Origin of the sequence: Arthrobacter sp. NPDC058097 (assembly GCF_042884885.1) — a bacterium.
Lineage (GTDB): Bacteria > Actinomycetota > Actinomycetes > Actinomycetales > Micrococcaceae > Arthrobacter.
Genome location: NZ_JBHVSZ010000017.1, coordinates 84,258 through 94,485, shown reverse-complemented (window position 1 = coordinate 94,485; position 10,228 = coordinate 84,258). Strand labels below are relative to the sequence as shown.

The 10,228-nt window shown below is 66.2% G+C and carries 14 protein-coding genes and 1 pseudogene; 11 read left to right on the top strand and 4 right to left on the bottom strand.

The genetic code is table 11. The features are described from left to right. The 4 genes and pseudogenes from ACFVTE_RS22510 to ACFVTE_RS22495 all read left to right on the top strand — a co-directional run. A pseudogene (locus ACFVTE_RS22510) lies at positions 1-301 on the top strand (hypothetical protein); the annotation flags it as partial. Between the two features lie 361 nt (positions 302-662). Further along, entirely contained in the window at positions 663-1,433 is a 771-nt protein-coding gene (locus ACFVTE_RS22505; RefSeq protein WP_387104530.1) for a GAF and ANTAR domain-containing protein, read from the top strand. Between the two features lie 132 nt (positions 1,434-1,565). After that, positions 1,566-2,300: a GAF domain-containing protein gene (locus tag ACFVTE_RS22500; RefSeq protein WP_387104519.1), complete on the top strand. Its 735-nt coding sequence runs from the start codon at positions 1,566-1,568 to the stop codon at positions 2,298-2,300. Then, complete coding sequence (locus ACFVTE_RS22495; RefSeq protein ID WP_387104517.1) at positions 2,297-2,524, top strand: hypothetical protein; 228 nt, start codon at positions 2,297-2,299, stop codon at positions 2,522-2,524. The genes ACFVTE_RS22500 and ACFVTE_RS22495 overlap by 4 nt, the downstream gene beginning before the upstream one ends. A gap of 79 nt (positions 2,525-2,603) precedes the next feature. On the opposite strand, the gene ACFVTE_RS22490 is transcribed toward ACFVTE_RS22495, so the two are convergent. After that, positions 2,604-2,945, bottom strand: coding sequence for a hypothetical protein (locus ACFVTE_RS22490; protein WP_387104516.1), 342 nt, complete (start codon positions 2,943-2,945; stop codon positions 2,604-2,606). Positions 2,946-3,520: 575 nt separating this feature from the next. Between ACFVTE_RS22490 and ACFVTE_RS22485 the strand changes: the two genes are divergently transcribed. From ACFVTE_RS22485 to ACFVTE_RS22475, 3 genes are all read left to right on the top strand, one after another. Next, entirely contained in the window at positions 3,521-4,123 is a 603-nt protein-coding gene (locus ACFVTE_RS22485) for a Rho termination factor N-terminal domain-containing protein (RefSeq protein ID WP_387104514.1), read from the top strand. Next, on the top strand, positions 4,110-4,520 hold the full coding sequence (locus ACFVTE_RS22480) for a hypothetical protein (protein WP_387104513.1): 411 nt from the start codon (positions 4,110-4,112) through the stop codon (positions 4,518-4,520). Before ACFVTE_RS22485 ends, ACFVTE_RS22480 begins: the two co-directional genes overlap by 14 nt. Before the next feature lie 92 nt (positions 4,521-4,612). After that, on the top strand, positions 4,613-5,287 hold the full coding sequence (locus ACFVTE_RS22475) for a DUF6766 family protein (protein ID WP_387104510.1): 675 nt from the start codon (positions 4,613-4,615) through the stop codon (positions 5,285-5,287). A 107-nt stretch (positions 5,288-5,394) separates the two neighbouring features. Here the strand turns inward: ACFVTE_RS22475 and ACFVTE_RS22470 are convergent, their stop codons facing one another. Both ACFVTE_RS22470 and ACFVTE_RS22465 read right to left on the bottom strand, forming a co-directional pair. Then, entirely contained in the window at positions 5,395-5,682 is a 288-nt protein-coding gene (locus tag ACFVTE_RS22470) for a DUF6221 family protein (protein ID WP_387104508.1), read from the bottom strand. A 93-nt stretch (positions 5,683-5,775) separates the two neighbouring features. Further along, positions 5,776-6,339, bottom strand: coding sequence for a universal stress protein (locus tag ACFVTE_RS22465; RefSeq protein WP_387104505.1), 564 nt, complete (start codon positions 6,337-6,339; stop codon positions 5,776-5,778). A gap of 94 nt (positions 6,340-6,433) precedes the next feature. On the opposite strand from ACFVTE_RS22465, the gene ACFVTE_RS22460 reads away from it, so the two are divergent. Then, on the top strand, positions 6,434-6,910 hold the full coding sequence (locus ACFVTE_RS22460) for a hypothetical protein (RefSeq protein ID WP_387104502.1): 477 nt from the start codon (positions 6,434-6,436) through the stop codon (positions 6,908-6,910). Here ACFVTE_RS22460 and ACFVTE_RS22455 read toward each other — a convergent pair. Continuing rightward, positions 6,847-7,956: an alkaline phosphatase family protein gene (locus ACFVTE_RS22455; RefSeq protein WP_387104499.1), complete on the bottom strand. Its 1,110-nt coding sequence runs from the start codon at positions 7,954-7,956 to the stop codon at positions 6,847-6,849. The genes ACFVTE_RS22460 and ACFVTE_RS22455 overlap by 64 nt on opposite strands. Positions 7,957-8,202: 246 nt before the next feature. Here ACFVTE_RS22455 and ACFVTE_RS22450 point away from each other — a divergent pair, with 246 nt between their 5' ends. Genes ACFVTE_RS22450 through ACFVTE_RS22440 form a run of 3 tightly spaced genes read left to right on the top strand, consistent with a single transcriptional unit; the run spans position 8,203 to position 10,166 of the window. Further along, positions 8,203-8,826 (top strand): low molecular weight phosphatase family protein, encoded by a 624-nt coding sequence (locus ACFVTE_RS22450; RefSeq protein WP_387104497.1) that lies wholly within the window; start codon positions 8,203-8,205, stop codon positions 8,824-8,826. 53 nt (positions 8,827-8,879) lie between these two features. Continuing rightward, on the top strand, positions 8,880-9,977 hold the full coding sequence (locus ACFVTE_RS22445) for an LCP family protein (RefSeq protein ID WP_387104495.1): 1,098 nt from the start codon (positions 8,880-8,882) through the stop codon (positions 9,975-9,977). 24 nt (positions 9,978-10,001) lie between these two features. Beyond that, positions 10,002-10,166: a hypothetical protein gene (locus tag ACFVTE_RS22440; RefSeq protein ID WP_387104494.1), complete on the top strand. Its 165-nt coding sequence runs from the start codon at positions 10,002-10,004 to the stop codon at positions 10,164-10,166. The last annotated feature ends 62 nt before the right edge of the window (positions 10,167-10,228 follow it).

The window sequence follows — 10,228 nt, the reverse complement described above, 5'->3', positions numbered from 1 at the left end:
CGCCGCCGGACTGATCGCCTTCGGCGCCGGGCTCCTCGTCTCCTCCCTCATCCCCCCGAGCGAAAAGGAACGCGAAGCCGCCGACGCCCTCAAGAACGCGGCAGAACCGGTCACCACCCAGCTCACCGAAACCGCCAAGGACATGGCCCAGGGCTGGAAGGAACCCGCCCAGGAAGCCATGGAAAACGTCAAGGCCACCGCCACCGACGCCGCCCAACACGTCAAGGACGAAGGCCAAACCGCCGCCCAGGACGTCAAAGCAACCGCCACCGACGCCAAAGACCACGTCCAAAACACGTAGGTCCTGGCCTTGAGGCCTGGAACGCTGCATCCGCCGATCTCCGGATGCAGCGTTCCAGTACGTCCGGGCCCGGCCGGCGGACCCCGGCCTGGGCCCGCTTCGGCGGCGCTGTATCTCGCGTGACGCGACGCTGTATCTCGCGTGACCCAGAGGGAGTAGGCTCGACATGAAGGCGAAACGCCCATCAAACAGACGGGTTCCTGCGGGCCATGCCCTGGCGGCGGGCCGACGGTCCCGGGACGCTGTCGACCTTGCGAGCACAACGAGGCCGCGGACGCGAGTCCGCGGTCATTCCCGGACGTGGAGTCCGGTTGCATACAGTGGATCGGAGGACCCGGCTCCCCGTAGACCGAGGCACGTGATGGCCGCCGTCGATGAGTCTGGCCAGCAGCCGGCGCCGGGGTCCACACCCCCGCCGACGCTGGAACAATTGCAGGACCTGTTGTTGGAAAGCCCGGGGTTTGATGATTTCCTCCTCGAGCTTGCAGTCTTCTCTGCCTCCCAGTTCGCCGCGCCGGAACCGATGATGTGCGCGATCTCCGTCGAACGGGACGGGCGGACCATCACCGTGGCCAGCAGCAGCGAAAGTGCCAGGCGGATGGACGAAAAGCAGTACGGGTTCGACGACGGGCCATGCCTGACTGCGCTGCGTGAGGGCCGCACGGTGCTGGTGGAGGACCTCCGGACATCCGAACGGTGGCGCCGCTACTCGGAGGCGGTCACGGACGACGTCGTGGCCTCGATCCTTGCCGTCCCCATCGAGGCCGGGCCGGACGCGGCCGCTGCACTCAACTGCTATGCCCGGAGCATCGGCGCCTTTGACGCGGGCACCATCACCGCGGCCGAAACCTACGCTTCGTCGCTGTCCCGGGTCCTGCGCCTCGCGCTGCGCGTCCACCGCCTGGCGGTCCTCCCCGAAGGCCTTCACGAGGCCCTGAAATCCAGGGCAGTCATCGACGCTGCCCTCAGCCTGGTCATGGCCCAGACCCGCGGCAGCCGCGAGGAGGCGGCCGCGGTTCTCCACAGAATGGCGCAATCCAACAAACAACAGCTGAAGCAGATAGCAACGGACATCCTCAACGGTGCAGAGCTTCCCAAGCAGGCATACCGTGACGGAACGACGCCGGAGTGAGCGGGCCAGCGGCCTGGAATCCCGTGACTATGATGGAAAGCACCTGCCGGACGTACCGCCCCAAGGGATGTTCAGAGGGATGTTCCCGACCCCGATGAGATGTGAGGCCACCCCGTGACGCGGAAGCACCCAATGGCAGCGGAACTGCCTGAGATCTTCGCCTGGGTTTCGGGACTGCTCCTCACGGAGCCGGTGGTTGACCGGGCGGTGGCCAGCCTCGCCCGGGCCGCGCATGAAAGCCTGTCGGGAAGCGTCGGCGCCGGCGGCACGCTTATCGACGGCCAGGGCCGGCCCACCAGCACGGCTTCCACGAACAGCCTCGTCCAGGAAGCCGACAAGCTGCAGTACGACCTCGGCGAAGGGCCATGCCTCACGGCCTGGGCCAGCGCGCGGCCCGTACTTGTAGACGACGTCCGGGGCGACCATCGCTGGCCGGCCTGGAGCAAGGCAAGCGCCGGCGTGGGCATGCTGTCCTGCATCAGCGTCCCCCTCCTCGTGCCGGACCTGCGCAGGCACGACAGGCCCGAGGCCATCGGGGCCCTCAAGGTCTATGCAGACCGGCCCGGGGCCTTCGACGAGCACAGCGAGCAGGTACTGGCCCTCCTTGCCGGTCCCGCCGCGCTCATCCTCTCCAACCTGCAGGCGCGCGAACGTGCGGCCCGCCTCAGCGACGTCCTCAAGGACTCCCTGCACAGCAGGAGCCTGATCGACATGGCCAAGGGCGTGCTCATGGAGCGGCTGCAGGTGGGTGAGCGGGAGGCGCTGCAGGCCATGATCAGCCGCGCCCGGACAGATGAGATCCTCCTGAGCGCGGTGGCGCAGCGGATACTCGATCCCACCGCGGAATCCGACGCCGGACCATCATGAGCGCTGACCAGGACGGAGAGGCGCAACGAAACCGGACCGCCCGGGCCTTCCGGCAGGCCCAGCTCGACATGGACAAGCTCTGGATGCACTACTTCAGCATCGGCGGTGACGCCGGAGCCATGGAGATCGAGGCCTACCTGCACGGCTCCTACATGCTGCGCCCCATCCAGCGGGACCTGCTGGACCACGCCATTTACGAGCTGGGCAATTCATTCGGGGACTGAAGCGGGGCTAAGGTGAGCCCCGCCGTCGATGATCACTCCCGGTGGCGTACACCGCCGTCGGGCGGCAGCGAAAGCAAAGTCAGCGGGGCTGCTGTGAGGGATTGGTGGGCACACCGTGGGGCGGCGGATTAACCGGCGGACCCGCCGTTTCCGGTGAGGCTTTGGATCCGGTCTGGGTCCGGCTCACCTCCGGGGTGTCCGGAGCGGAGGTACCGCTGGGCTGGGCGCCTCCCTTGAGGGTCTCCAACCGGTGTTCCAGGATCTGAACGACCGGAAGCCTGTTGCCGTGTGCGCGCTCGTACTCCAGCAACTGACCCACGCCGCCCTGATCCAGGCCGGAAATTCGAGATGGCAAGGTTCCGCTGGGAATGTGGTCGTAGTCGGCCAGGGGCAGTTCATCGTGTCCAGGGATATCGTTCATTGAAGCAACCTCCTAAAACAAGAGCTTGCGCTGCCAACTGGGACGGCAGGCAATGGTCAGTCTTGCCAAAATAGCAGTGATCGGGCGCCAGCATAAGGCGCTGGCCGCGCCCTATCGGTGTCCTGGCCCCACAGGTAATCTGAAGGCATCTGCAGGCTGATTTTTCCAGCGGGCCGGTGATTGTGGCTCGTGCAGGAGGGTTGTTTGTTCCACCGGCATCCGATTCACGTGTCACCGGCTCGAGGGCCGTTCCCCGAGGAACAGCATTGAACCGTTCAATGAACAGGCCAGGCATCCCTGGCACCTATCGGACCCTGTCCCCGGCCCGGTAGGACCTCGCCACTGCTTCGTCACGGCCTTGCGCTCAGCCATCGTCAATCCCATCCACCCGGCGTAACCGGTATCCGCCCACCCAGGCAACCGCCGACCCAGCCGGAGGATTAATATTGAGGCAACGTATCCCCTTCGCGGAGGTTATTCACGACTCAACGCGCCACCTTGACGCCGCTCCCGCTACGGACTAAACAATAAGTAACCTTAGTAATTATTTATGTCCAGCTTGAGGAGGAACTGCCATGAGTGAAAAACCAGGTAACCAGACGCCGGACACTCCCAATGTCAGCGAGACGGAACTGCGGGAAATGAAGGTGGATGAACTCCGGCAGGAAGCGAAGGACGAGAACATCAGTGGAACTTCCGGCATGCGCAAGGAGGAACTGGTGCAGGAGGTTGCCAAGGCCCGTTCCGAAGGCGGGGGCAATGGCGACGGCGGTACTGACGCCGACGATCTGGGCGCCGGACCGGAAGGCGGCAGGATCAGGCACGGAGACGCCTCCTCCAGCTCGCTGAAGTACTCGCAGGAAGTCACCTCCACCGAGGACGAACCGGAACGCGAAGGCCGCAGCCTGGCCACCACCCACCACGAGGTCATCAGGCAGTGGGCCGAGGAACGCGGCGGTTCGCCGGCCACTGTTGAAGGTACGGAACACGGCGACCATCTGGGCGTGCTCCGGATTGATTTCGGTGGCGACGACAGCAATCTGCGCCGCGTCAGCTGGGAGGAATGGTTTAAGACGTTTGACGGCCGCCGCCTGAACTTCATCTACCAGGAGCAGCGCACCGACGGATCGCAGTCCAACTTCTTCCGTCTGGAAAACCCGGAACGTGAAGACGCGTAGAGGCACCTGGGGCCTACTGCCAGGGCTCATTGCCATGGTGGTGCTCTCCGGCTGCGCTCCCGAAGGAACGGCCTCCACCGGCGCGGCCGAGGCATTCCAGCGCGCCGTGGCGGGTTCGGACATGACCGCAGCCTGCGCGTTGCTGCAGCCCCACACACGGGAGGAGGCGGCCCGCTCCAGCGACAACGGCAGCTGCGAGAGCCAGCTGCAGAAGGCCAAGATGCCGGACCCCGGGAACGTGCTGCGCACCGAGCAGTACGGCCAGAACGCCTTTGTTCAATTCGAGAACGACGCCGTCTTCCTGGCCGTCTCCGAAGGGGGCTGGAAGGTCACGGCCGCGGGCTGCAAGCCCAACGGGGAGGACGCGCCCTACACCTGCGAAGTGGGAGGCAACTGACATGCGCTGGAGCTTCACCCTGTACCTGGTCCTGATCCTCGGCGGCCTGGGCTACATGGCCGCCATCGGCCTGATGCACGGATAGGCGGACAGTGAAAACAGCATTGAGAAACAACGGTCTCAGCCTCTTCTTCGGCATCATCTTCCTCCTGGCCCTGGTGGGCCAGGCGCTCACCGGCCATGCGCTCTTCAACGAGGAGCAGGTAGCCTCCGGGCTGGAGCAAATCAGCTTCGCGCAGTACCTGACGTCGTCGAATTTCGCCGTGGACGTCTCCGAAAACTGGCAGTCAGAGTACCTGCAGTTCCTGCTGTACATCTTCGCCACCATCTGGCTGGTCCAGAAGGGGTCGCCCGAGTCAAAGGAACTGAACCAGCCCGGCCCGGAGTCGGACAAGGAACAGCTCGTGGGCGAGTTCAGCAACGCGAAGTCGCCGAAGTGGGCCCGAGTGTCCGACTGGCGGCGGACCCTGTACTCCAACTCGCTGGGGGCAACGATGGGCCTGATCTTCCTGCTGTCCTGGCTGGTCCAGTCCATTGCGGGCAACAGCAACTACAACCAGGAGCAGATCAGGAACTTCCAGCAGCCCGTCAGCTGGGCGGAATACATCGTCTCGCCGGAGTTCTGGAACCGCACCCTGCAGAACTGGCAGTCCGAGTTCCTCGCCGTCGGTTCCATGGTGGTCCTGTCGATCTACCTGCGCCAGCGCGGCTCACCCGAGTCCAAACCTGTGGGTTGCGCGCACGACGACACGGGCACCACCGGCTAGCGGCTACAGCCCGGGTGCCGGCTAGCGGCTACAGCCCGGGTGCCGGCTAGCGGTCGCCGCCGGGTGCCCGGCGCCGCCGGCCCCGCCTCCCGCCGTCGACCGCCAACCTACAGCCCGTCGACTGCCCAGCCCTCCTGGTAATCCGGATGGTCCTTGTAAACGGCGGCAAGGGACATCAGGACGTACTCGCTTGTGGCGCCGATGGCGGTGGGAACATCGGTGACGAGCGGGACGTTGCCCAGAATCGTCCGTTTGGCCGCACATTCTGACAGCACGCGCCCGGGGTTGAACCAGCCGACGACGGGCCCGGCCGATCCCTCCGTCTCCAGTCCCCGGCGGGCATCCGCCTCGTCCTCGGCGATCCGCGCTTCCAGAAAATCGATCAGGTCGGCCATGTGAAGTCCCTCGCATTCGTCTTTGGTGGGTGGATGATGTCGGTGGTCTGGATGGCCAATCGCGGCGGACGGCTCAGGGGCGTCGGAATGGCGTCAGGCGTCCTCCTTCGGGCGGTGCCGCCGCTGCGGGGCGAGCGGAACAACAACCACCGGCCGGGTCTGCCGGTGGGTGAGGTGGACGGCCACCGAGCCGAGCAGCAGCTGTTCCAGCCGGGCCCCCACCCTGCCTTCGCGCGTGCCCACCACGATGACCGAGGCGTCCGCCGAGTCGGCCAGCCGGGCCAGCGCCCGCGCGGGTTCACCGACAAGGGTCAGAAGCGACCAGCGGATCCCGGCCTTGCCGAGGACAGCCTGCAGGTGCTCCCGGAGGCGGGCGCTGGTCTGCTCGGCGTCGTCAACGGCTTCCTCCTGCCCCGCAGTTTGCAGCAGGTCCTGGTCGTCGCGCTCGTTGCTGAGGTATGAGGTGATGTCCACGTAGGCACAGATGAGCTTGACGTTCAGGGAGTAGGCCAGCCGGGCGGCACTTTGCACGACGGCGGGCGGCTGGCCGGGCACGACGCCGGCCACCACCGGGCCGGCAATCCGCTGGGGGACGAACTCGTCCTCCCGGCCCGGGAGCCCGGCTTTCTTCGCTGGTTCGTTCATGAGTGCTGCCATTCCACGCTGTCCTTACGGCAGATCGGGGGAACTCTCATTGCCAGCCTACTAGGCCCCTCTGGCACCGGCGGGCAACCTGGTGCAGGATGGGCGCATGGCGGAACGTGGAGGTCGCACGCAGTTTGCCGTGGCCGGCTGGCTCTTCGGGTCCGCCGGTGTTGTCCTGGGCCTGCTGATCCACGCCGTATCCGGTCATCCCGTGCCTGCGGCGCCGATCGTCGTCGCCACAGCCGCGCTGCTGAGCCTGGCCGGCACGGTGGTCACCCGTATCGGCGCGCCGAACTGGGCGCTGCTGGTGCTGGCCGGCGCGGGACAGCAGGCCATTCACTGGGCGTTCGCCTTCTTCTCCGATCCGGTGGCCACCACGCTGGCCGCGGGCAGCCACGGACACGCGGACCCCGTCCAGTTCACCGGCCCCGGTCTGCTGCTGGCAGGCGTGCCAACCCAGCCGCTGCACGTATTGCTGTACGCGCACGTTGCGGCGGCGCTGCTGGTATTTCTGCTAATTCAGCGCCTGAAGACATCTGAGCCGAAGCGGTTCAGCCCGGGCGCGGCGGCGTACCCGAGGTAGGGCAGCCCGAAGGCATCCTCGATGCTGGCGAGCAGGCTGTAGTGGTTGTACAGCCGGTCCGAGGTGGCGCCTGCCCTGGCCAGCGGTGACAGCACCAGGGTCCCGATCAGTCCGCCCGCCGCTCCCCCGGGCAGCGCCGCATCCGCGCTTTCCTTCCCCTCCGCCTCGTCAAAGGTGATGACCAGCATCCCGTCCTGTTTGTAGGCCGGGGAGGCCATGATCTCCGGAACATGCTTGCGGAGCCATACGTCGGCGGAGACGAGGCCGCCCTCCCGGCCGTCTACGCACGGGCTGTCGTGCCCGTCGTTGCACAGATTGGGGCTGATATAGGACAGGTTCGGTGTGGTGGCCACGGACTTGAGGTCGCCGGCGAGGCTGGAGATGCCGACGTCGTTGCGCTCGCATTCCGGCGACGATGTTATCGCGGCGAAGTACACGAACGGGTTGTGCCGGGTGGCGTACTGGTCGCCCTCCTGGGCAGCGTGGTTCGAATCCCGGGCGCCCGGATCCGGATGCAGGCACGGGGTGTCCATGTCCTCCATGTACGCCTTCCAGGTCTTTCCGGCCGCGCTCAGCTGGCCGGCGACCGTCTGCACCGACGCCGGATACACGCAGCCGCTGCCCTGCTCCTGGCCCAGCGGCGCCGTCCCGCTTGAATCAAACGTCTCATAGACGGGGCAGTCGCCTTTGGTGGCGGAGTTCGGTCCCTGGCCCGATATCTGGGCGATGTAGTTGGGCAGGGAGGCGTGTCCGATTGCGTAATAGCGGCTGAGCAGCACGCCCTGCGGACGCAGGGTCTGGGACAGGTACTCTGCGTCCGACTGGTCGTTCCAGACGCTGCGGAAGGACTTGTTCTCCAGGTTGATCACGAACACGTGCCCGGGCTTTGTTCCGGCCGGTGAGGGCGAGGGCGACGGCGGCGCGCCAGTTCCGCAGGCAGCAAGCCCCGTGAGGGCCACCGCCAGCACGGCGGCCGGGAGCGTTGCCCGGAGGAGCGTCCGGCCAGCCGGTCTGCGCTGATGGGATAGGTGCCGAGCAGCTCTCATTGGGTCCTGCCTTCTGCAGCAACGTCGTTTCGCGGTACCCGCTCAAGGGTCCGGGCTCCGACGGGTTCAAGCTCCGGGGGTTTCAGGCTCCATGCTGGCACCGCCAGCCCGGCAGCAGCATGAAGAAAAGCTGGGAGTTGTTTGGGAGGGCGCACCATGGTCCTGACGGAACGCCGGGCGGCTCACATGTTAAGTTGAATCGGTGGGACAGACCTGTCCTGCGCGCCAGCCTGAGAGAGCCAATACGTGGAATCGCCTTCGCCAGTCCGAATCCTGACCGTCTGCACGGGTAACATCTGCCGTTCCCCCGTCGCGGAGCGCCTGCTCCAGGCCGGCCTGGACCAGGTGCTTCCCGGCGGCTTCGAGGTGCGCAGCGCCGGAACCCGGGCCCTGGTGGGCGACCCCGTCCAGCCGCTCTCCGCGGACATCATCCACACCTTCGGCGGCACGGCCGACGGCTTCGCGGCACGGCAGCTGTCGGGCAAGATCCTCCGGGACGTGGACCTGGTCCTCACCATGACCTCCGGCCACCGGGGCGAGGTGCTGCAGTTGGATGCCTCGCTGCTAAAGCGCACCTTCACCATCCGTGAGTTTGCCCGGATGCTCGACGTGCTGGAGGAGCGTGAAGGACAGGCACCCCAGAGCGGCGGCCTCAACGGCGAACGGCTCGCGGCCAATACCAAGCTCTGGCGCAAGCTTCCCGCCCGGGCAGCCTCTGTCCGGCACCTCGCGCTGGCCCCCGATGCAGCGGACAACGACGTCGTCGACCCCTATCGCCGCAGCGCCGATTACTACCGGCAAATGGAGGACGAGCTGGCCCCCGCAATCATCTCCATCCTGCGTTTCGCCCGGCTGAACGCACCCGCCTAGACCGGCTGGCCGCCGTCGTTCTCTCCGGCGACTTTTGGTGGTACCGTCCGATCATGAAATCCCGGAACAGTCCGGGAGCCGGGGGCAACGGCGACCCCGCTCCAGGCGCCAACGGCGGCGCCAAACGCAAGTGGACCGCACGCAACATCGTTTTGGCCGCGCTGCTCGGGATTGCCCTGGCGGCCGGCGGCTTCCTGTTCAGCCTGGCCCAGATCTGGAATACCCAGACCGCCAAGACGGAGATCAGCGCCGCCCCCGAAACCCCGAGCCAGACGGCAACTGCCAAGCCCTCGCCCACCAAGAAGCCTGCGCCCAAACCGGTGAAACCGCCACCGCCGCCAACGCTGCCCATGAACATCCTCCTGATTGGCAGCGACCACCGCAAAGGTGACCCGCCGTCGCCGAACGGCCTGCCGAACCAGCGCGCGGATGTCCTCATGCTGGTGCATCTGGCGGCCGACGGGAAGCACGCCTACGGCATCTCGCTCATGCGCGACCTTTGGGTTTCCATCCCCGGGTACGGCGAAGCGAAGATCAACTCATCGCTCGAGCAGGGCGGCATGCCCCTTGCCGTGAGGACCGTTGAGTCCCTGTTCGGGCAGAGGATCCAGCACGCTGTAATGATCGACTTCGAAGGCTTCCGGGGCATCACCGAGGCGCTCGGCGGCGTGGACGTCAACAATCCGGTGGAGTTCACGGCCTCCTTCGACACGCACCAGCATTTCCCCGCCGGCGTTAACAAGCTGCAGGGCCAGCGCGCCCTCGAGTTCGTCCGCGAGCGCTACGCGTTTGCCGACGGCGACTTCCAGCGGGTCGCGAACCAGCAACTGTTCCTGCGCTCCACGCTGGCCAAGCTGCTCTCCGCCCGTACGCTGACCAACCCGGTGACGCTGTACAAGCTGGTCAACACGGCGTCGAAGTACATCACCGTGGACAAGGGGCTGAACGCCACCGCCCTGGCGAGCCTCGTCTACAGCCTGCGGAATGTCCGGATGCAGGACGCGGTGTTCTTGACACTTCCGACGGCGGGATTCGGGACCAGCACCGATGGGCAGTCGATCATTGTGCCGGATTACGGCGCCGCTGCCGCTGTGGGCGCTGCCCTGGGGAAGGACCGGATGGGGCAGTACGCCGCGACGCTGGGGAAGTGATGTTCGCAAATTGAGGAGACGTTGATGAAGAAGCTTTTATGGGTCATCCTTGCGGTCGCGGTGGTGTTTTTCCTCTTGGGCGCCGTCATCAAGGCGGTAGCGTTCCTGCTGTGGGTGGCGCCCTTCCTTCTGCTGGCTGCCGCGCTGGTGTTCGTCCTCAACCGCTCGGGCGGCAAACGCATCCCCTGAGGAAGGGTCCCAAGAGAGGCGACGGAATCTGAGGAGGCGTCAGGAGGTCAACGGCGGGTGAT